The sequence below is a fragment of the Ectothiorhodospira haloalkaliphila ATCC 51935 genome, assembly GCF_000633935.1.
Classification (GTDB): Bacteria; Pseudomonadota; Gammaproteobacteria; order Ectothiorhodospirales; family Ectothiorhodospiraceae; genus Ectothiorhodospira; species Ectothiorhodospira haloalkaliphila.
Map to the genome: position 1 here is coordinate 166,095 of NZ_KK214998.1, position 20,611 is coordinate 186,705.

Genomic DNA, 20,611 nt, shown 5'->3' on the forward strand with positions numbered 1-20,611 from the left:
ATGATCCGCCCGGAGCTGCCCATGCCCCAGAAACGCAATCTCCCCATTGGTATCCAGGCGCTCGAGAAGATCCGCCGGGGTGACCATTACTATGTGGACAAGACACCGCACCTGCTTCGGTTGGTGAGTGAGGGTGGGTATTTTTTCCTCTCTCGTCCCCGCCGTTTTGGCAAGAGCCTGCTGCTGGATACCTTGCGTTGCCTGTTCGAGGGGCGGGAGGACCTGTTCCGGGGGCTGTACGTGGAGTCCCGCTGGGACTGGAGTGTGCGTTATCCGGTGATCACCCTGGATTTCGGGGGCGGGGTGGTGACCACTCGCGAAGGGCTGGATGCGCGGATCCGTGATCAACTGCATTGGAACCGCGAGCGGCTGGGCGTGAGTCTGGACCGCCAGACGGATATCCCGGGAGAGTTTGAGGCGCTGATCCGCGGGGCGCATGCCCGTTCTGGTGAGCGGGTGGTGGTGCTGATCGATGAATACGACAAGCCGATTCTGGACAACATCACGGAGCCGGAACAGGCTCGCGAGCTCCGTGAGGGCCTGAAAAACCTCTACTCGGTGCTGAAGACGGTGGATGCCCACCTGAGGTTCTGCCTGCTCACAGGGGTGTCCAAGTTCAGCAAGGTGAGTCTGTTCTCGGGGCTGAATAATCTCAACGACATCACCCTGGACGAGCCTTACGCGGCCATCTGTGGTTATACGGATGAGGACGTGGATACGGTGTTTGCGGCGGAGTTGCCGGGGCTGGATCGGGCGGAGATCCGGGACTGGTATAACGGCTACCGGTGGGGTGGGGCGGATACGCCCTCGGTGTATAACCCCTTTGATCTGTTGCTGTTGTTCCAGAAGCGCCGGTTCGCGCCTTACTGGTTTGAGTCGGCTACACCCACTTTCCTGGTGGATCTGCTGAGCGAGCGCGGGGTGTTCACGCCCAGGCTGGAGGCGATGCAGACGGAGGCGGAGTTGCTGGGGCGGTTCGACGTGGATGGGATTGCCACTGAGGCGCTATTGTTCCAGACGGGGTATCTCACGGTGCATGCGGTGGAGGAGCCCATGACGGGGTATTGGCTCTACACCCTGGGTTATCCCAACCGGGAGGTGGAGTCGAGCCTGAATCAGGCGTTGTTGCCGGCCCTGGGGGTGGCTGAGTCACCCCGGCAGCGGTTGAGTCTGTTCAGGATTTTGCAGGCCCATGACCTGGATGCCCTGGAGGTTCACTTCAAGGCGCTGTTTGCTTCCTTGCCCCATGACTGGTATCGGAATAATCCCATTGCCCGGTATGAGGGGCATTATGCCAGTGTGTTCTACAGCCACTTTGCGGCTTTGGGGCTGCGGATTTCGGTGGAGGATTCTTCCCACATGGGCAAGGTGGACATGGCCGTGGAGTTCGGTGGCCATGTGTATGTGTTCGAGTTCAAGGTGGTGGAACAGGTACCCCAGGGGCGGGCGCTGCAGCAGATCAAGGATAAGGGCTATGCGGATAAGTACCGGGGGCGGGGTCAGCCGATCCATCTGATTGGCGTGGAGTTTTCCCGGGAGCAGCGTCAGGTGGTGGCGTTTGAGGTGGAGACGGCGTGAGTCAGGGCCTCTGGATGACCACGCTTTGGCGCCGGATGATGTCGCGAAAGCGTTCGTCGGTACTGGCCCAGTCGACGATGTCCACCTTCCAGGGGAGGTCGGAGTCGGCGAAGGCGTCGGTGAGTTCGGTAAGCTGGCTCAGGGTGAGTGGCCGATCGGTCATGATGGCCAGGTCCAGGTCGGAGTAGGGTTTGGGCTTGCCGGTCGCTCGGGAGCCGAAGGCGCGCACCTGGTATTCAGAGGCGTGTTTCTGGAGGATGTCCTGGACGATGGCCCAGTGAGAGGCCGCCATATGAACTGGTGGATCAGCGGTTGCGGGCATCCAGTTGCTCCAGCAGGTGCCGTGCATCATGGATGAATGCCCGCGTGCCTTGGAAAACCTCCCGGGCCTTTTCCTCACTCACACCAGCACTTCCACTGCCGCTGGGTGCCCCAGGAATTTCTCCGGGCTGGCGGTGAGGCCGTAGGCGCCGGACTGGTAGATGACCACCAGGTCGCCGGGCTGAGCGGGGGGAAGCTCCATGCGGTCGGCCAGCAGGTCCAGCGGGGTGCACAGGGGGCCGACCACGGAGGCGGTCTCCCGGGGGGTGTCTTCCATGCGGGTGCCGATGGCCACCGGGTAGTTCTTGCGGATGATCTGGCCGAAGTTGCCGGAGGCGGACAGGTGCTGGTGCAGGCCGCCGTCGGTGACCAGGAAGGGGTGGCCGCGGGAGATCTTGCGGTCCAGAACGCGGCAGACGTACAGGCCCGCTTCGCCCACCAGATAGCGCCCCAGTTCGATGACGATCTCGGTGTGGGGCAGTTTGACGGCGGCCTCTTCGACGATGGCCTTGAGGTTGTCGCCCACGGGGGCGATGTCCAGGGGCTGTTCGCCGGGGAAGTAGGGGATGCCAAATCCCCCTCCCAGGTTGAGGAACTTGACGGGGCCGGGTGCGTCTTCGGCCAGTCGCAGGGCCAGGTCGAAGCACTGGCGCTGGGCCTCGATGATGGAGTCTGCCTTGAGGTTCTGGGAGCCAGCGAAGAGGTGAAAGCCCTCGAAGGCCAGCTGGGCGTCGCCGATGCGGGCCAGCAGTTTCGGCACCTGTTCGGCATCCACGCCGAATTGTTTGGGGCCGCCGCCCATTTTCATGCCGGAACTCTTGAGCTCGAAGTCGGGATTCACGCGCACGGCCACCCGGGCGGGCAGGCCCAGTTCCTGAGCGGCCTTCGCCAGGATGTCCACTTCGCGGAAGGATTCAATATTCACCAGGATGCCGGCGGCCACGGCCTGGCGCAGTTCGTTGTCCTGTTTGCCGGGGCCGGCGAAGCTGATCTCGGCGGGGTCGGCACCGGCGTCCAGGGCCACTTTCAGTTCGCCTGCGGAAGCCACGTCGATGCCATCCACCAGGCCGGCCATGTGGCCCACCAGGGCGGGCATGGGGTTGGCCTTCATGGCGTAGTGCAGTTTGATGGTCGGCGGCAGGTGTTCCCGCAGGTGTGCCACGCGCCGGGTCAGCAGGGCGCGGTCGTAGGCGTAGAAGGGAGTTCGGCCTACGCGGGCAGCGATGCGGCTGAGGGGCTGGCCGCCGATGAGCAGTTCGCCGTTGGCGGCGGGGAACTGGGTCATGGGGGTGTGGGTGGGTTTGGATGATTTGGGCGTGTCCATGATCCCGAATGGTCTCAGTATGGCTTGGACGGGGCAAGCGCTTTATCCATGCACTCTGGCTATGGGCTGTATTCCCCCGCCAGGCTCTTGCGATCGAGTTTGCCGTAAGTGACCGCCGGCGCATCGGGCGTGCGGCGGGCGGAGGCCTGCAGGAGCTGGTGGAGGAGGTAGGTGTTGTCCATGGGGTGTTTATAACCGATGGGCGGGGGAATGTCAGGGGTGGTAGGGTCGTTTGGTGGGTTGCTTATGATGCACGATGCTATACTCGTCACGTATGCAACCTTCAGGTAAGTAAACGATGAGCAGGACCGAGATGATGCCGGACCAGGTGCAGCGGGCGGTCGAATTGCTGGAGAGTCTCCCTGAGCCTTATCAGGGTACGGCTGTCTCGCTTTTGACCCGGCTGGTGGATGACCTTTCGGCGGTGCCGGAGAAACGCGCCCGCCAGGTGTTCGCCGCGCTGGAGAAGCCGGGCATGACGGACTCGGAGGTGTTTGCGAAGGTGGCTGAGTTGTCCTTCGTCGGTCGCCAGCGTTCGCCCACCTTGCAGGAGAGCCTTCAACTGAGTCACACGCGCTCGCTGCACCAACTGGATCGGTTGATGAGTGAGGCCGGGGGCAGTTGCGGCCTTCCGAAGGCGTGTGAGTTGCTGGGAGGTATTTCCCGTCAGGCCCTGGAAGGTCGCATTGAGCGGGGTACCATCCTTTGGGCGCGAATCGGTGGGGAGCGCAGGTTCCCTCTGGCCCAGTTCGATATCACCAGATCTCGCGTCCATCCTGGCGTTCGGGAAGTGCTCGGGGAGTTGCGCCATGTGGTGAGTCCCGTGGGGCAGTTGGTGTTCTTTCTGGCTCCGAAGCCAGCCCTGGACGGTCGGCGGCCCATCGATCTGGTTCGAACCGGTGATCGCATGGATGAGGTGAAGCGGGCGGCGCGTTTGTATCTGGAGCAGTCCGGGATCTGAGTGCGGCGACCCGCCATGTCTCGTCCCCCGCTACGTTTCCCTTGGGAATGTCACTGGACTGCTCCGGTGCCGACCTGTTATCCAGCGGGTAGCCTGTTTTATCGCGTGCAGGACGCCGAATTTGACGACCCTTTTCATTTTGGGCGTGATCCCGAGGGAGATCACCGCTGGAATCCCTCTCAGGATGCGCGTCCTCAGTACGGAGTGCTGTATGCAGGGACGACGCCCGAGGCTGCGATTGTAGAAACCTTGCTCCACGACGAGGGTGGCGGGGTGATTGGGTTGAGTGAGCTCAAGCAGCGTTCCCTTTGGACCTTTTCCACGGGGAAGCCGCTCTGCCTTGTGGATCTCGCCGGGCCGGCCTTGAAGCGATTGAGGCATGACGGCAAGTTGCTCGTGACCGATCAACTGGATTACCCCCGCGCCTGGTCCCATGCGCTCCACGAGGCCTTGCCTGGTGTGCATGGGCTGCTGTTTCCCGCCCGTCCGGCGCCGGAGTATCGATCTGTGGCCTTGTTTGAGAGGAGTGCCGATCGGGTCGGGTGCCCGTCATCTCACGAGGTTTCACGGATCAGATTGCTCGACTGGGTGGATCCGCGCACCGGGCGGAACATCATCGACTGGTTGTGGGATTTTGGGGTCACGGTTCATGATGATGGCGTGGGCCTTTGGTAGCGGATGAAGCGCCCGTCAGGGCGTGGGAGGTTTGGGATGCGTGCGTTGAGTCGGGTGGGTCTGCTGGGTGTGGCGCTTCGATGAATTTCCACAGGTGTTTCAAGCGATGTACTGCCCCGCCAGGGTCTTGCGGTCCAGTTTGCCGTTGGGGTTTCGTGGCAGGGGGCCCTCGTGGATGTGGATGCTGGCCGGGACCATGTAGGCGGGCATGCGGGTTTTGCATTCACTCAGTAGGGCCTGGGTGTCCACCGGGCTGCCTTCCGGGGCGGTGACCACCACGGCGATGCTCTGGCCCAGGGTGTCGTCGGGGACGCCGAAGGCCACGCACTCGCCCACCTGGCGGGTGGCATAGAGGATTTCTTCCACCTCGGTGGGGCTCACCCGGTAGCCGGAGGTCTTGATCATCTCGTCGCGCCGACCGATGAAATAGAGATACCCTTCTTCGTCGTATTTGACCGTGTCGCCGGAGAAGACGGCAATCTCGGGCAGGACAAGGCCGGACTGGCGGCCGGGGGCCAGGGTCGGCAGGGGCTTGAAGTGGTGGGCGGTCTTGTCGGGATCGTTCCAGTAGCCCTGGGCCACCAGGGCGCCGCGCTGCACCAGTTCGCCGGGTTCGTGGGGGGCACAGGGGCTGCCGTCTTCGCGCAGCACCAGGACTTCGGCGTTGGGGATGGCCTTGCCGATGGAATCGGGGCGGTTGTCCACTTCTTCCGGGGGCAGGTAGGTGGCGCGGAAGGCTTCGGTGAGGCCATACATCAGATAAGGGCGTGTACGCGGCAGGTGTTCGCGCAGGCGGTTGAGGGTTTCGCGGGGCATGCGTCCCCCGGTGTTGGCGATGTAGCGCAGGTGCGCGTCGATGCCTTCGGGCCATTCCAGTTGGGTGAGCTGGATCCACAGGGGGGGCACGGCGGTGAGGCCGGTGATCCTCTCCCGGGCGAGGGTCTTGATCACGTCCCGGGGCAGCAGATAGTTGAGCAGCACGACGCGGGCGCCGCTGTGGAAGGCGGTGGTCAGTTGCGAGAACCCGGCGTCGAAGGACAGGGGCAGGGCGGCCAGCAGGCTGTCGTCGGCGCGGTTTTCCAGGTACTGGGCCACGCTCTTGGCGCCCATGACCATGTTGCGATGGGAGAGCACCACGCCCTTGGGGCCGCCGGTGCTGCCGGAGGTGTAGAGGATGGCGGCGATGTCGGTGTCGATGACGCGCGGTGGTGGGGCTGCGGGAGCGTCGGTCAGCGATGCCCAGCCATGAACGGCGGCTCCGGGGAGGGTGTGTTCGTCCGCGGGGGTGTCGGTAAGGATGATATGGCGCAGGTCGTGGCAGTGTTCCAGGGCTTCCTTCAGGGCATTGAAGCGGGCCGGGGAGGTGACCAGTACGCGCACGTTGCAGTGTCGCAGGATGTAGGCCACCTGGTCGGCCTTGAGCACCGGGTTGACGGGGACGAATACCCCGCCGGCGGCGCTGGTGCCAAAGATGGCACTCACCGTTTCCAGCCGCTTTTCCAGGAAGATGCCCACCCGTTCGCCCCGTTCCAGTCCCAATGCTTGAAGCCCATGGGCGAAGCTTTGTGCCGCTTGTGTGGCGGTGGCGTAGTCCTGCGTGTGTTTGCCGTAGGTGACCGCCGGCGCGTCGGGCGTGCGGTGGGCGGAGGCCTGCAGGAGCTGGTGGAGGAGGTAGGTGTTGTCCATGGGGTGTTTATAACCGATGGGCGGGGGGTGTGTCAGCGTGTGGCTTAAATCCTATCCGCTTAGGTTTATGCTAGTCTTGGCGTATGCCCACCGTCTTGCGTTTTGATGGTCTACGAGTTGTGATTTATCCGGCGGACCACAGGCCTGCCCATGTGCACGTCATCGGCTCTCAGGGAGAGGCCGTGTTCGTGCTTGGGTGCTCGGGTGGTTATACAGAGCTGAGGGAAAATCATGGTTTTCCCGGCCATGAGGTCAGGCGTATCAGCAAGGTACTGGATCAGCACAAAGAGGCCCTGTGTGGCCAGTGGAGGCAAATTCATGGTGATGACTGACCAGGACATCGAGCAGGCCAACGGCAGGATGACCGCGCTTCGGCAGACCGGTCATGCCGTGATGGCCCGCTACGACGAACAGCGCGATCGAGTCATTGTTTCACTGCAAACTGGCGTCGAAATCACTTTCCCCCCGCATTTGGCCGAGGGATTGTCCGGCGCGACGGCGGAGGCGTTGAGTGAGATAGAGATTACTCCGTCCGGTTTGGGGCTGCATTGGCCCCGATTGGACGCGGATGTCTACGTGCCTTCCATCCTGCAAGGCGTATTCGGATCCCGTCGGTGGATGGCTCAGCAGTTAGGGGCGCAGGGGGGAAAGGCCCGCACGGATCGCAAAGCCAGCACTTCAAGGGAAAACGGAAAGCTTGGTGGGCGGCCCCGTAAACATGCTTGAAGACTCGGAGCTCAGCGTGTGGAGAGGCTTCAGGTCGTTTCGTTAAGCAGACGGACATTTGCCCGTCAGGGCGTGGGAGGTTTGGGATGCGTGCGTTGAGTCGGATTGGTTTAGGGGTGGTGTTGTTTTGGGCGCTTTGGTGGGTGCCGCTGGCGTCGGTGGGGGCTTCAGAGCTGGCGGATACCATCGAGAAGATCAAGCCGTCGGTGGTGGGGGTGGGGACGTTTCAGCCTACGCGCTCGCCCCGGGCGCAGTTGCTGGGTACCGGGTTCGTGGTGGGGGATGGGCGGCATGTGATCACCAATGATCATGTGATTCCGCACATGCTGGATTCTGAAAATCGGGAGCATCTGGCCATCTTCATTCCCGGGCGGGGGGATTCGGGAGAGATGCGCCAGGCGCGGCGGGTGGCCTCCGATCCCCTGCGGGATCTGACCTTGCTGCGCTTTGAGGGGCGCGGGTTGCCGGCGCTGCGGGTGGGGGATTCCGACCGGTTGCGAGAGGGTGAGACCGTGGCCTTGACCGGTTTTCCCATTGGTGCGGTGCTGGGGCTGGTGCCGGCGACCCACACGGGGATCGTTTCGGCCATCACGCCCATTGCCATGCCCGTGCGTTCCACCCAGAACCTGGATCCGGCCATGATCCGTCGGTTGCGGGATCCTTACACCGTGTTTCAGCTGGATGCCACGGCCTACCCCGGGAACAGCGGCAGTCCTCTGTATCGGCCGCAGACGGGTGAGGTGATCGGGGTGCTGAATATGGTGTTCGTGAAGGAGGGGCGTGAGCGGGCGCTGGATCGGCCCAGTGGGATCAGTTATGCCATCCCGGGGAATTATGTGCGGGAGTTGTTGCGGGAGGCGGGGCTTTAACGTGCCCGTTCGCTGGCCTGCCAGCGAGGGGGGCGGAGCGCGACCACATTGCCGGCTTGTGGCATGCGCCCGCCCGCGAAGGGCTCAGAACGACCGCATCACCAGCACCTGCACCTTGAACAGCACGGCCGCCACCATGAGGGCAACGCCGCCGGTGAGGACCACCAGGAGTTCCAGACCCATCAAATAGTATTCGCCCATGAACCAGGTGCCGCCCACGGCGGCGCAGACGATGAGGCCGGCCAGCCCGATGAGGGTGCCCAGGATGTTGAGAAGTGTATCCATGGTGTGGTGATCCCCGTTATTGGTTGTTGGTGTCGTGGCTATGGTAGGGGCTTTTCGTGAGGCAGGCCCGCCCTCGCAAGCGGGGAATGGGGAAAAGCTGACTCAGGTCAGGCACCGGGGCATGGGATTATCGGTCGGCCAGTTTGCGCTCCCATTCCAGTGAGGTGCGCACGATGAATTCCAGGTCATCGTGCTGCGGTTCCCAGCCCAGCACCGCGCGGATGCGCTCGGCGGCGGCCACCAGGCTTGGGGGGTCGCCGGCGCGGCGGGGCTCTTCGCGGATGTCCAGGGGCTTGCCGTTGAGCCGTTGCACCGTATCCAGCACCTGGCGCACGCTCAGGCCGTGGCCGTAGCCCACGTTGAAGGTGTCGGAGGCGCCGCCGCCGCGCAGGTAATCCAGGGCCTTGAGATGGGCGGCGGCCAGATCCGTCACGTGGATGTAGTCGCGCACGCCGGTGCCATCGGGGGTGGGATAGTCGGTGCCGAACACGGAGATATGAGAACGCTTGCCCACCGCCGCCTCGCAGGCCACCTTGATGAGCAGGGTGGCCTTTTCCGTGGACTGGCCGATGCGCCCTTCCGGGTCGGAGCCGGCCACGTTGAAGTAGCGCAGCGCTACATGACGCATCGGGCTGGCGGTGGACAGGTCCCTGAGCATCCATTCGCTCATGAGTTTCGAGGTGCCGTAGGGGTTGATGGGGGCGTTGGGGGTGTCTTCCCGGGCGACGCCGTCGGTGGGGATGCCGTAGACGGCGGCGGTGGAGGAGAAGACGAAGTGCTTGATGCCGGCCTCCTGGCAGCATTGCAGAAGGTTGCGGGTGCCGCAGGTGTTGTTGCGGTAGTACTTGAGTGGGTCGGCCACGGATTCCGGCACGATGGTGTGGGCGGCAAAGTGCATCACCGTGTCGATGTCGTGTTCGCGCAGCAGGCTGGACACCAGGGGGGTGTCGGCCATGTCGCCGATGATGAGGTCGGACTGGATGACGGACTCGGCAAAGCCGGTGGAGAGGTTGTCCAGGACAACGACGCGCTCACCGGCCTCGGCAAGCATGAGGGCCACGTGGGCGCCGATGTAGCCGGCGCCGCCGGTGACGAGGATGCCTTTTTTTTCCATGTGGTTCAGCCCTTTCTCCCGCGCCCGATGGCATAGTAAGCAAAACCCATGTCTTCCATGTGCTTGGGCTCGTACAGGTTGCGGCCGTCGAAGATGGCCGGTTCCTTGAGCTGCTTGCGGATCAACTCGAAATCCGGGCTGCGGAAGACATTCCATTCGGTGACGATGGCCAGGGCGTCGGCGCCTTCCAGGGTTTGCTCGTGGTGATCGCACAGCACCAGGTCGTCGCGCTGGCCATAGATGCGGGTGCATTCTTCCATGGCCACCGGGTCGTGGGCGCGCACCCGGGCGCCGGCGGCCCACAGGGCCTCCATGAGCATGCGGCTGGAGGCCTCGCGCATGTCGTCGGTGTTGGGCTTGAAGGCCAGGCCCCACAGGGCGATGGTGCGACCCTTGAGGTCGCCGTTGAAGTGGGTGTGAATCTTCTGGAACAGGCGCTCTTTCTGGCGTTCGTTCACGTCCTCCACGGCGGTGAGCAGTTGGGCCTTGAAACCCACCTGGCGGGCAGTGCGCTCCAGGGCCTTCACGTCCTTGGGGAAGCACGAGCCACCATAGCCGCAGCCGGGGTAGATGAAGTGGTAGCCAATGCGTGGGTCGGAGCCGATCCCCTGGCGCACGTGCTCGATGTCGGCGTCCAGGGCCTCGGCCAGGTTGGCCAGCTCGTTCATGAAGCTGATCTTGGTGGCCAGCATGGCGTTAGCGGCGTACTTGGTCAGCTCTGCGGAGCGGATGTCCATGACCATGACCCGGTCATGATTGCGGTTGAAGGGGCCGTAGAGCGCACGCATCAGCTCGCCGGTGCGTGGGTTGTCGGTGCCGACGATGATGCGGTCGGGCTTCATGAAGTCATCCACCGCGGCGCCTTCCTTGAGGAATTCCGGATTGGAAACCACGTCGAAGTCGATCTGCGCGTTGCGACCCTGCAGGGTGGTGGCCATGGCCTCGTGCACCTTGTCGGAGGTGCCGACGGGGACGGTGGATTTGGTCACCACGGTACGGTATTCATCCATATGCTCGGCCACGGTGCGGGCCACCGCCAGCACATGACTCAGGTCCGCGGAGCCGTCCTCGTCCGGGGGGGTGCCCACGGCGATGAACTGGAACAGGCCGTGACGCACGCCCTCGGCGGCGTCGGTGGTGAATGCCAGGCGGCCTGACTGCACGTTATCGGCCACCATGTCCTCCAGGCCCGGCTCGTAGATGGGGATCTCGCCCCGGTTGAGGCGGGCGATCTTGTCCTGATCGATGTCCACGCACAGGACCTGGTTGCCCACTTCCGCCAGGCAGGCGCCCGTAACCAGGCCCACGTAGCCGGATCCGTAGATGGTGACCTTCATTGGTGTGAAATCCTCTGGTTCGTTCCGAGATGGTGGATGGTTGTCAGTCCGGGATCGTAGCAAAAGCCCGTGTCATGATCATTAAGCGCAAAAGGTGGTTGACAGGCGGGGGCTGGATAAGAATAATACCGGCCTTCGCATCTGGAGGGGTTCCCGAGCGGTCAAAGGGGGCAGACTGTAAATCTGCTGGCTCAGCCTTCGAAGGTTCGAATCCTTCCCCCTCCACCAGATTCAGTACGGCGTCGATCACGGCCCACAGCAAGGGCTTTCATCGGCGGCGTTGCAATATGGCGGTTTTGGGTTTTGAGCGTTATGCTTGCAGGGTTGGCTTCCCGGGCCCCATCGCATCGGCTGGTTGGCCGGGGGCTGAGCGGCCAGGTTCGGATGGCTCAGGGTAGCGCATCCGGGGCGGCGGTTTTTGCGGGTGTAGTTCAACGGTAGAACCTCAGCCTTCCAAGCTGATGATGTGGGTTCGATTCCCATCACCCGCTCCAGTTCGAGTAGAAGTTTCGGCAGCGCTTGGCGCGCCTTTGTGTTTTTGCCCATGTAGCTCAGGCGGTAGAGCACTTCCTTGGTAAGGAAGAGGTCACCGGTTCAAGTCCGGTCATGGGCTCCATCTTTCAGTACAGTGCTGGGCTCTCAAGGCCCTGTTAAGTAGAACATCAGCCGGGGTGCTAGACCATGTCGAAGGAAAAGTTCGAGCGTAAAAAGCCGCACGTGAATGTGGGGACGATTGGTCACGTTGACCATGGCAAGACCACGCTGACGGCAGCACTGACGGTGTGCCAGGCCAAGAAGTTTGGTGGTGAGTCCCGTGCTTACGACCAGATTGATAATGCCCCGGAAGAGCGGGCCCGTGGTATCACCATTGCGACGGCGCACGTGGAATACGAGTCCGACGTGCGTCACTACGCCCACGTGGACTGCCCCGGTCACGCGGACTATGTGAAGAACATGATCACGGGTGCGGCGCAGATGGACGGCGCCATCCTGGTGGTGTCTGCGGCTGATGGCCCGATGCCCCAGACCCGTGAGCACATCCTGCTGGCCCGCCAGGTGGGCGTGCCGTGCATTGTGGTGTTCATGAACAAGGCCGACATGGTTGACGATCCGGAGCTGCTGGAACTGGTGGAGATGGAAGTCCGCGATCTGCTGTCCAGCTACGAGTTCCCTGGTGACGACACCCCGATCATCACCGGTTCCGCGCTGAAGGCGCTGGAAGGTGATACTTCCGAGATTGGCGTGCCGGCCATCGACAAGCTGATCGAGGCCCTGGACACCTACATTCCTGAGCCCGAGCGTGCCGTGGATGGTGCGTTCCTGATGCCTGTGGAAGACGTGTTCTCCATTTCCGGTCGTGGCACCGTGGTGACGGGCCGTATCGAGCGCGGCATCTGCAAGGTGGGCGACGAAGTGGCGATCGTGGGTATCCACGACACCAAGAAGACCACCGTGACCGGCGTTGAGATGTTCCGCAAGCTGCTGGATCAGGGTCAGGCGGGTGACAACGTGGGTGTTCTGCTGCGTGGTACCAAGCGTGACGAGGTCGAGCGTGGTCAGGTGCTGTGCAAGCCCGGTTCGATTACGCCGCACACCAAGTTTGAAGCTGAGGTGTACGTGCTGTCCAAGGATGAGGGTGGTCGTCACACGCCGTTCTTCAATGGCTATCGTCCGCAGTTCTATTTCCGGACCACTGACGTGACCGGTTCCTGTGATCTGCCTGAAGGTGTCGAGATGGTGATGCCGGGTGACAACGTCAAGATGACGGTGTCGCTGATTGCGCCGATCGCTATGGAAGACGGTCTGCGTTTTGCAATTCGCGAAGGTGGCCGTACCGTCGGCGCCGGCGTGGTTGCCAAGATCATCGAGTAAGTAGTTCACGACTCATGTCGTGCTGTAGGTGGTACCTGCGGGTGATTTGAAGAATTGAGGGGCTGCGCCTCTGGCGTTTGCTCCTCAGTCCCTGTATCCTCCCTCTCGTACCTGTTTGTTACAGGCCAGTAGCTCAATTGGCAGAGCAGCGGTCTCCAAAACCGCAGGTTGGGGGTTCAAGTCCCTCCTGGCCTGCCATTTCTAGCAACCCTTCAGGTTGCAATCGGGTCACTTTATCCCATGGCAGGTAAAGCGGAAGAAGTAGAAGGTGCCGGCTTCGACACCGTCAAACTGCTGGCGGCCGTCGGGCTGCTGGTGGCGGGCGTCACCGGCTTTTACTGGTTTGCGGATCAGTCCACCCTGCTGCGCGTGTTGGGCCTGCTGGCCTTCGCCGCCGTTTCGGTGGGTATCATTTTTACGACGGCCAAGGGTCGTACTCTGGCCGCCTTCCTGACGGATGCCCGCACGGAAGTGCGCAAGATGGTCTGGCCCTCGCGGACCGAGACCCTCCAGACCGCCCTGGTTGTTATTGCGATCACCATCCTGGTTGCGATCTTCCTGTGGCTGATCGACATGCTGCTCGGCTGGTCGATCCGTGAATTCATCCGTTGAGCGATTAGGAAGTCAAGATGGCCCTGCGTTGGTATGTCGTACATGCGTACTCCGGTTTTGAGAACCAGGTGAAGCGCTCCCTGCGGGAGCGGGTCAACCGGATGGGCATGGAAGACAAGTTCGGCGAGATCCTCGTGCCCACTGAAGAAGTGGTGGAGATGCGCGATGGGCAAAAGCGCAAGAGCGAGCGCAAGTTCTTCCCCGGCTATGTGCTGGTGCAGATGGAGATGGACGAGGACAGCTGGCACTTGGTCAAGAGTGTGCCCAAGGTCCTTGGTTTCATCGGTGCCAGTCAGGACAAGCCTTCCCCCATCACCGAAAAAGAGGCCGAAACCATTCTCCAGCGCATGCAGGAGGGGGTCGACAAGCCGCGCCCGAAGGTGTTGTTCGAGGCCGGCGAGGTGGTGCGTGTGACCGATGGTCCGTTCAACGACTTCAATGGCGTGGTGGAAGAGGTCAACTACGACAAGAGTCGTCTGCTGGTGGCTGTGCAGATCTTCGGTCGCTCCACGCCGGTGGAGCTTGAGTTCCATCAGGTGGAGAAGACCTGATCAGGCAATGATCGGGATGCTGGCAGGCGTGCCGGCGATCAAATCCTTGAATGGCGGCAAATCCCGGGCGTGACCCGGGATTTGCCGCTTTTCCCCAGGGGAGCCGAAAGGCGCTAATACCCATACTCAGGAGTTCATACCATGGCTAAGAAGATTGAAGCTTACATCAAGCTTCAGGTGGCGGCCGGCAAGGCCAATCCCAGTCCTCCGGTGGGCCCGGCGCTGGGTCAGCGCGGCGTGAATATCATGGAGTTCTGCAAGGCGTTCAACGCCCAGACGCAGGACGTGGAACCGGGTCTGCCGATTCCCGTGGTCATCACCGTGTATTCCGACCGCAGCTTCACCTTCATCACCAAGACGCCGCCCGCGGCCGTGTTGCTGAAGAAGGCTGCCGGTATCAAGAGCGGCTCCGCGACCCCCAACACCGCCAAGGTGGGCAAGGTCACCCGCGAGCAGGTGGAAGAGATCGCCAAGACCAAGTGGCCTGACCTGACCGCCGCCGATATGGATGCCGCTGTTCGCACCATCGCTGGAAGTGCCCGTGCCATGGGCCTTGACGTGGAGGGCCTCTAAGATGGCTAAACTGAGCAAGCGCATGCGGGCCATCCGCGAGAAAGTGGAGCCCGGCAAGTTCTATCCCCTGAATGACGCCCTGCAGATCCTCAAGGACACGGCTTCCGCCAAGTTCGCAGAGTCTGTGGATGTGAGCGTGAACCTGGGCGTTGACCCCCGTAAGTCCGACCAGGTGGTGCGTGGTTCCACCGTGCTGCCCAACGGCACCGGCAAGTCCGTGCGCGTGGCCGTGTTCACCCAGGGCGCCAACGCTGATGCCGCCCGGGAAGCCGGTGCCGATATTGTCGGCATGGACGACCTGGCCGAGCAGGTGAAGGCCGGCAATCTGGATTTCGATGTGGCCATCGCCAGCCCCGACGCCATGCGCGTGGTGGGTCAGTTGGGTCAGATCCTGGGCCCGCGCGGCCTGATGCCGAACCCCAAGGTCGGCACCGTGAGCACCGATGTGGCCACGGCAGTGAAGAATGCCAAGGCAGGTCAGGTGCGTTACCGCACGGACAAGGCCGGTATCATTCATTGCACCATTGGCAAGGTGGGCTTTGAGCCTCAGGCGCTGGAGGAAAACCTCAATGCGCTGTTGAGCGATCTGCAAAAGGCCAAGCCGTCTGCTGCCAAGGGTGTGTATATGAAGAAGGTGACGGTCTCCACCACCATGGGCCCGGGTGTTCCCGTGGACCAGGGAAGTCTGTCCATCTGATTTTGAAGTTTGGGTAGGACTGCCGGCGGTTGCCGGCATCCGTCCAAGACCGCAGGTGTGCCGGGGAGGCCTGGCACTTAATGGGACAACGGTCTCGCCTGCGCAGACGGTGTCTCCCGATTCAGGTTCTTCCTGCTGAGGGTACGCCGTGAAAGGGGTCGGGGAATTTTTCCTCGGCTTTATCACACAGCGTCGGAGGCGTAGTGAAGCCCCCGTCGTCAGACAGGAGGTAGGTAATCCGTGGCACTGAATCTCGAAGACAAGAAAGCGATTGTCTCTGAGGTCGCCGCGGTGGCCGCTCAAGCACATTCGGCTGTGGCTGCCGAATACCGTGGACTGTCCGTTGCGGAGATGACCGAACTGCGCCAGAAGGCGCGGGACACCGGTGTCTACCTGCGGGTGGTGAAGAACTCCCTGGCCCGCCGCGCGGTTCAGGGGACCGATTTCGAGTGCATGCAGGAAGGTATGGTGGGTCCGCTCATCATCGCTTTCTCCCAGGAAGATCCTGGTGCAGCCGCTCGTCTGGTCAAGGACTTCTCCAAGGACCACAAGAAGCTTGAGTGCAAGATGGTGTCCGTGAGCGGGCAATTGCTGGGACCGGCGGAACTTGAACGCCTGGCCAGCATGCCGACCCGCGATCAGGCCATCAGCATGCTCATGGCGACGATGAAAGCCCCGCTCGACAAGTTTGCTCGCACTGTCAATGAAGTGCCTGGCAAGCTGGTTCGTACCGTGGCCGCCATCCGGGACCAGAAGCAGGCCGCCGCCTGACCCAAAATTGAACTGAATCGGGTATTGCACCCTCTTAGGAGTTAAATCATGGCAGTTTCGAAAGAAGACATCCTGGAAAGCATTGGCAACATGACTGTCCTGGAGATCGTTGACCTGATCTCCGCGATGGAAGAGAAGTTCGGCGTTTCCGCCGCAGCCGCCGTCGCTGCTGCTCCGGCCGCCGCTGCCGCTGGCGAAGCCGCTGAAGAAGTCAAGGATGAGTTCGACGTGGTGATGTCCAGCTTCGGCTCCAACAAGGTTGGCGTGATCAAGGTCGTGCGCGGCCTCACCGGCCTGGGCCTGAAGGAGGCCAAGGACATGGTGGAATCCGCTCCGGCCACCATCAAGGAAGGTGCCAACAAGGACGACGCCGAGAAGATGAAGAAGGAACTGGAAGAAGCCGGCGCCACTGTCGAACTGAAATAAGGCGTTGGTCTGGTCCTTTGTTGAAAGACCAGGTCCTGTCAGTACAGGGGCTGGCGGTGATGCACCGCCGGCCTCTTTCTGCTTGTCCCAGCTCACCGGTTCGTGTGAGTGGCGTGTCGATTCTGTCGATTCTAGTGTGAGGAATCACAATGGCTTATAGCTACACCGAGAAAAAGCGAATCCGCAAGGACTTCGGCAAACGGCCCCAGATCCTTGAGGTCCCCTATCTGTTGGCCACGCAGATTGATTCCTATCGGCAGTTCCTCCAGATGCGCGACCCCGAGGCCGGGCGCGAGGAGGTGGGTCTGCACGCCGCTTTCAAGTCGGTCTTTCCGATTGTGAGCTATTCCGGCTCCGTGGAGCTGGAGTATGTCAGCTACCGGTTGGGCGACCCCGTGTTCGACGTCAAGGAATGTCAGCTGCGGGGCATGAATTATGCCGCGCCCCTGCGTGTGCTGCTGCGCCTGGTGATTTACGACAAGGATGCCCCGGCGGGCTCCCGTGTCGTCAAGGACATCAAGGAGCAGGAAGTCTACATGGGTGAACTGCCGCTCATGACCGAGAACGGCACCTTCGTGGTGAACGGTACCGAGCGCGTGATCGTGTCTCAGTTGCACCGTTCCCCCGGTGTGTTCTTTGACCATGACAAGGGCAAGACCCACAGTTCCGGCAAGCTCCTGTTCAATGCCCGGGTGATCCCGTATCGCGGGTCCTGGCTGGACTTCGAGTTTGACCCCAAGGATTCCATTTACGTGCGCATCGACCGCCGCCGCAAGCTGCCGGCTACGGTGCTGTTGCGTGCGCTGGGTCTGGAGACGGAGGAGATTCTTTCCACCTTCTTCGAGACCACCGAATACCGCGTGCTCACCGACGGCTTCGAGATGGAGCTGGTGCCCGCGCGTCTGCGCGGTGAAACCGCCGCATTCGATATCCATCTGGGCGATGATTTGCTGGTGGAGTCGGGTCGTCGCATCACGGCTCGCCATGTGCGCAAGATGGAGGAGGCCGGCCTCAACTCCCTGCAGGTGCCGGCCGATTCCCTGATTGGCAAGATTCTGGCTCATGCTGTGGTGGACGAGGACAGTGGCGAGGTCATCGCCAATGCCAACGAGGAACTCACCGCCGATCTGCTGGAGAAGGTGCGCCGCTCCGGCATGAAGAGCTTCCGCACGCTCTACACCAACGAGCTGGATCATGGCCCGTACATCTCCAGCACCCTGAACATCGATACCACCCGCTCCCAGCTGGAAGCGCAGGTGGAAATCTATCGCATGATGCGCCCTGGCGAGCCGCCCACCAAGGAAGCGGCCGAGACCCTGTTCAACAATCTGTTCTTCAGCGAGGATCGTTACGATCTGTCGCCCGTGGGCCGCATGAAGTTCAACCGCCGAGTGGGCCGGGAGGAAGAGACCGGGCCGGGCGTGCTGAACAACGAGGACATCCTGGATGTGCTCAAGGTGCTCATCGACATCCGCAACGGCAACGGTCATGTGGATGATATCGATCACCTGGGTAATCGCCGTGTGCGCAGTGTGGGCGAGATGGCGGAGAACGTCTTCCGCGTCGGCCTGGTGCGCGTGGAGCGGGCCGTGAAGGAGCGCCTGAGCGTGGCGGAGAGCGAGGGCCTGATGCCCCAGGAACTCATCAACGCCAAGCCCGTGGCGGCGGCGGTGAAGGAGTTCTTCGGTTCCAGCCAGCTGTCCCAGTTCATGGATCAGAACAACCCGCTCTCCGAGGTGACTCACAAGCGTCGTATCTCGGCCCTGGGACCGGGTGGCCTCACCCGTGAGCGTGCCGGCTTCGAGGTGCGCGACGTGCACCCGACCCACTATGGTCGGGTCTGCCCCATCGAGACGCCGGAAGGTCCGAACATCGGTCTGATCAACTCCCTGGCCGTGTACGCCCGCACCAATCGCTTCGGGTTCCTGGAGACCCCGTACCGACGCGTGGTGGACGGCAAGGTGACCGAGGAGATCCTGTTCCTGTCGGCCATCGAGGAAGGCAACTATGTGATCGCCCAGGCCAACGTGGCCCTGGATGAGGAAGGCCGCCTGGTGGACGAACTGGTGTCCTGCCGTTACCAGAACGAGTTCACCATGTCGACGCCGGACAAGATCCAGTGCGTGGACATCTCGCCCAAGCAGATCGTCTCGGTGGCGGCAGCGCTGATCCCGTTCCTGGAACACGATGACGCCAACCGCGCCCTCATGGGTTCCAACATGCAGCGCCAGGCCGTGCCCTGCCTGCGTGCCGAGACCCCGGTGGTGGGTACCGGCATCGAGCGCACCGTGGCCATCGACTCCGGCTCCTCCATCGTCGCCCGCCGTGGCGGTGTGGTGGACTCCGTGGACGCCGCGCGCGTGGTGGTGCGCGTCAACGATGACGAGACCGAGGCCGGCGAGCCGGGTGTGGATATCTACAACTTCACCAAGTACACCCGTTCCAACCAGAACACCTGCATCAACCAGAGTCCGCTGGTGCGCGTGGGCGACACCATCGCCCGCGGCGACGTGCTGGCCGACGGGTCCTCCACGGATCTGGGTGAACTGGCCCTGGGTCAGAACATGCTGGTGGCCTTCATGCCCTGGAACGGCTACAACTTCGAGGACTCCATCCTCATCTCCGAGCGGGTGGTGGAAGAGGATCGCTTTACCTCCATCCATATCGAGGAGCTGACCTGCGTGGCCCGGGATACCAAGCTGGGTCCGGAAGAGATCAGTGCCGATATTCCCAACGTGTCGGAGAGCCTGCTGTCCAAGCTGGATGAGTCCGGCATCGTGTACGTGGGCGCTGAGGTGAATCCGGGCGATATCCTGGTGGGCAAGGTCACGCCCAAGGGTGAAACCCAGCTCACCCCCGAGGAAAAGCTGCTGAGAGCCATCTTCGGTGAAAAGGCTTCGGACGTGAAGGACACCAGTCTGCGCGTTGCGTCCGGTATCGATGGCACGGTCATCGATGTGCGCGTCTTCACCCGTGACGGTGTGGAGAAGGACAAGCGGGCCCTGCAGATCGAAGAGGCCGCCCTGGAGTCGGTGCGCAAGGACCTGAAGGACCAGCTGCGCATCTACGAGGACGACATCTACGATCGCGTGGAAAAACTGCTCAGCGGCAAACTGGCCGCGGGTGGTCCCGGTGGTCTGAAGGATGGCGTCAAGGTGACCCGTTCCTACCTGGGGGAGTTGCCCCGGGAGAAGTGGTTCGAGATCCGCATGCGCAGCGAAGAGGTGAACGAGCAGCTGGAGCTGATGGCCGATGCCCTCAAGGCCCAGCATGATGCCTTCGAAAAGCGCTTCAAGGAGCAGAAGGACAAGCTCACTGCCGGTGACGACCTGGCACCGGGCGTGCTCAAGATGGTCAAGGTGTATGTGGCCGTGAAGCGTCGCATGCAGCCGGGTGACAAGATGGCGGGTCGTCACGGTAACAAGGGTGTGGTCTCCATGATCGTGCCCACCGAGGACATGCCCTTCACCGAGGACGGCACCCCTATGGATATCGTCCTCAACCCCCTGGGTGTGCCGTCTCGCATGAACGTGGGTCAGGTGCTGGAAACCCACCTGGGCTGGGCTGCCAAGGGTCTGGGCAAGAAGATCGGCCAAATGGTGGAGGCCAAGGCGAAGGTGGACGAGCTGCGCCAGTTCCTGGATCAGATGTACAACCATGATCCGGACAACCGCAAGGAAGACCTGTCCCAGCTGAGCGATGAAGAGATCCTGGAGCTGGCGGGCAACCTGAAGAATGGTGTGCCCATGGCAACGCCGGTGTTCGATGGTGCCCATGAGCATGAGATCAAGGCCATGCTCAAGCTGGCGGATCTGCCCGAGTCGGGTCAGGCCACGCTGTTTGACGGGCGCACGGGCGAGTCTTTTGATCGCCCGGTGACCGTGGGTTACATGCACATCCTCAAGCTCAACCACCTGGTGGATGACAAGATGCATGCCCGTTCCACAGGCCCCTACAGCCTGGTGACCCAGCAGCCGCTGGGTGGCAAGGCGCAGTTTGGTGGTCAGCGTTTCGGTGAGATGGAAGTCTGGGCGCTGCAGGCCTATGGCGCCGCTTACACCCTGCAGGAAATGCTCACTGTGAAGTCCGACGATGTTCAGGGACGCAACAAGATGTACAAGAACATTGTCGATGGCGATCACCGGATGGAGGCGAACATCCCTGAGTCCTTCAATGTGCTCATGAAGGAGATCCGTTCGCTGGCCATCAATATCGAACTGGAGCAGGACTGAT

Annotated in this window: 21 protein-coding genes and 4 tRNA genes; 18 read left to right on the forward strand and 7 right to left on the reverse strand. The window is 62.2% G+C overall.

The features are described 5' to 3' along the window. Positions 1–21 precede the first annotated feature (21 nt). Complete coding sequence (locus tag ECTHA_RS0108465) at positions 22–1,578, forward strand: ATP-binding protein (RefSeq protein ID WP_025282875.1); 1,557 nt, start codon at positions 22–24, stop codon at positions 1,576–1,578. Between the two features lies 1 nt (position 1,579). Here the strand turns inward: ECTHA_RS0108465 and ECTHA_RS0108470 are convergent, their stop codons facing one another. The 3 genes from ECTHA_RS0108470 to ECTHA_RS20555 all read right to left on the reverse strand — a co-directional run bounded on the left by ECTHA_RS0108470 (position 1,580) and on the right by ECTHA_RS20555 (position 3,405). After that, the gene (locus ECTHA_RS0108470) at positions 1,580–1,900 is read right to left on the reverse strand and encodes a nucleotidyltransferase family protein (protein ID WP_025282876.1); all 321 of its coding nucleotides are present in this window, start codon (positions 1,898–1,900) and stop codon (positions 1,580–1,582) included. A 78-nt stretch (positions 1,901–1,978) separates the two neighbouring features. Next, a complete protein-coding gene (locus ECTHA_RS0108480; RefSeq protein WP_025282877.1) occupies positions 1,979–3,223 on the reverse strand; it encodes a pyridoxal-dependent decarboxylase, exosortase A system-associated in 1,245 nt (414 codons plus the stop codon). Between the two features lie 59 nt (positions 3,224–3,282). Continuing rightward, entirely contained in the window at positions 3,283–3,405 is a 123-nt protein-coding gene (locus ECTHA_RS20555) for a hypothetical protein (protein WP_275259724.1), read from the reverse strand. A 116-nt stretch (positions 3,406–3,521) separates the two neighbouring features. On the opposite strand from ECTHA_RS20555, the gene ECTHA_RS0108490 reads away from it, so the two are divergent. Next, positions 3,522–4,184 carry a hypothetical protein gene (locus tag ECTHA_RS0108490; protein ID WP_128571964.1) on the forward strand — a complete coding sequence of 221 codons (663 nt, stop codon included), beginning with the start codon at positions 3,522–3,524 and terminating at the stop codon, positions 4,182–4,184. 66 nt (positions 4,185–4,250) lie between these two features. Beyond that, a complete protein-coding gene (locus ECTHA_RS17755) occupies positions 4,251–4,859 on the forward strand; it encodes an RES family NAD+ phosphorylase (protein ID WP_158407583.1) in 609 nt (202 codons plus the stop codon). A gap of 99 nt (positions 4,860–4,958) precedes the next feature. Here the strand turns inward: ECTHA_RS17755 and ECTHA_RS0108500 are convergent, their stop codons facing one another. Further along, positions 4,959–6,545 (reverse strand): acyl-CoA ligase (AMP-forming), exosortase A system-associated, encoded by a 1,587-nt coding sequence (locus ECTHA_RS0108500; protein ID WP_025282244.1) that lies wholly within the window; start codon positions 6,543–6,545, stop codon positions 4,959–4,961. An 83-nt stretch (positions 6,546–6,628) separates the two neighbouring features. On the opposite strand from ECTHA_RS0108500, the gene ECTHA_RS19495 reads away from it, so the two are divergent. The 3 genes from ECTHA_RS19495 (at position 6,629) to ECTHA_RS0108515 (ending at position 8,140) form a co-directional block, all read left to right on the forward strand. Then, positions 6,629–6,877: a DUF4160 domain-containing protein gene (locus ECTHA_RS19495; protein ID WP_084306883.1), complete on the forward strand. Its 249-nt coding sequence runs from the start codon at positions 6,629–6,631 to the stop codon at positions 6,875–6,877. Beyond that, positions 6,864–7,271: a DUF2442 domain-containing protein gene (locus ECTHA_RS0108510; protein ID WP_025282242.1), complete on the forward strand. Its 408-nt coding sequence runs from the start codon at positions 6,864–6,866 to the stop codon at positions 7,269–7,271. The genes ECTHA_RS19495 and ECTHA_RS0108510 overlap by 14 nt, the downstream gene beginning before the upstream one ends. Before the next feature lie 86 nt (positions 7,272–7,357). Next, complete coding sequence (locus tag ECTHA_RS0108515; protein ID WP_026623653.1) at positions 7,358–8,140, forward strand: S1C family serine protease; 783 nt, start codon at positions 7,358–7,360, stop codon at positions 8,138–8,140. 84 nt (positions 8,141–8,224) lie between these two features. Here the strand turns inward: ECTHA_RS0108515 and ECTHA_RS0108520 are convergent, their stop codons facing one another. The 3 genes from ECTHA_RS0108520 to ECTHA_RS0108530 all read right to left on the reverse strand — a co-directional run bounded on the left by ECTHA_RS0108520 (position 8,225) and on the right by ECTHA_RS0108530 (position 10,876). Beyond that, entirely contained in the window at positions 8,225–8,425 is a 201-nt protein-coding gene (locus tag ECTHA_RS0108520; protein ID WP_025282241.1) for a hypothetical protein, read from the reverse strand. 127 nt (positions 8,426–8,552) lie between these two features. Then, positions 8,553–9,539, reverse strand: a complete 987-nt coding sequence (gene galE, locus ECTHA_RS0108525; RefSeq protein ID WP_025282240.1) for a UDP-glucose 4-epimerase GalE — start codon at positions 9,537–9,539, stop codon at positions 8,553–8,555. A 5-nt stretch (positions 9,540–9,544) separates the two neighbouring features. Further along, positions 9,545–10,876: a UDP-glucose dehydrogenase family protein gene (locus ECTHA_RS0108530; protein WP_025282239.1), complete on the reverse strand. Its 1,332-nt coding sequence runs from the start codon at positions 10,874–10,876 to the stop codon at positions 9,545–9,547. 143 nt (positions 10,877–11,019) lie between these two features. Here ECTHA_RS0108530 and ECTHA_RS0108535 point away from each other — a divergent pair. From ECTHA_RS0108535 to rpoB, 12 genes are all read left to right on the forward strand, one after another. Continuing rightward, positions 11,020–11,104, forward strand: a tRNA-Tyr gene (locus ECTHA_RS0108535). 192 nt (positions 11,105–11,296) lie between these two features. Continuing rightward, positions 11,297–11,370, forward strand: a tRNA-Gly gene (locus ECTHA_RS0108540). A gap of 46 nt (positions 11,371–11,416) precedes the next feature. Then, positions 11,417–11,492: transfer RNA gene (locus ECTHA_RS0108545), tRNA-Thr, on the forward strand. 65 nt (positions 11,493–11,557) lie between these two features. Further along, positions 11,558–12,748 carry an elongation factor Tu gene (gene tuf, locus ECTHA_RS0108550; protein ID WP_026623654.1) on the forward strand — a complete coding sequence of 397 codons (1,191 nt, stop codon included), beginning with the start codon at positions 11,558–11,560 and terminating at the stop codon, positions 12,746–12,748. Positions 12,749–12,870: 122 nt separating this feature from the next. Beyond that, positions 12,871–12,946 (forward strand) — tRNA-Trp (locus tag ECTHA_RS0108555). A 42-nt stretch (positions 12,947–12,988) separates the two neighbouring features. After that, on the forward strand, positions 12,989–13,360 hold the full coding sequence (gene secE / locus ECTHA_RS0108560) for a preprotein translocase subunit SecE (protein ID WP_025282238.1): 372 nt from the start codon (positions 12,989–12,991) through the stop codon (positions 13,358–13,360). Positions 13,361–13,377: 17 nt separating this feature from the next. Then, positions 13,378–13,911: a transcription termination/antitermination protein NusG gene (gene nusG / locus ECTHA_RS0108565; RefSeq protein WP_025282237.1), complete on the forward strand. Its 534-nt coding sequence runs from the start codon at positions 13,378–13,380 to the stop codon at positions 13,909–13,911. A 141-nt stretch (positions 13,912–14,052) separates the two neighbouring features. Then, positions 14,053–14,484: a 50S ribosomal protein L11 gene (rplK, locus tag ECTHA_RS0108570; protein WP_025282236.1), complete on the forward strand. Its 432-nt coding sequence runs from the start codon at positions 14,053–14,055 to the stop codon at positions 14,482–14,484. A gap of 1 nt (position 14,485) precedes the next feature. Next, on the forward strand, positions 14,486–15,181 hold the full coding sequence (gene rplA / locus ECTHA_RS0108575) for a 50S ribosomal protein L1 (RefSeq protein WP_025282235.1): 696 nt from the start codon (positions 14,486–14,488) through the stop codon (positions 15,179–15,181). Between the two features lie 246 nt (positions 15,182–15,427). Then, positions 15,428–15,952, forward strand: coding sequence for a 50S ribosomal protein L10 (gene rplJ, locus ECTHA_RS0108580; RefSeq protein ID WP_025282234.1), 525 nt, complete (start codon positions 15,428–15,430; stop codon positions 15,950–15,952). Between the two features lie 48 nt (positions 15,953–16,000). Further along, positions 16,001–16,378, forward strand: a complete 378-nt coding sequence (gene rplL / locus ECTHA_RS0108585; protein WP_025282233.1) for a 50S ribosomal protein L7/L12 — start codon at positions 16,001–16,003, stop codon at positions 16,376–16,378. Positions 16,379–16,527: 149 nt separating this feature from the next. Further along, complete coding sequence (gene rpoB, locus ECTHA_RS0108590) at positions 16,528–20,610, forward strand: DNA-directed RNA polymerase subunit beta (RefSeq protein ID WP_025282232.1); 4,083 nt, start codon at positions 16,528–16,530, stop codon at positions 20,608–20,610. Position 20,611: the final 1 nt, after the last annotated feature.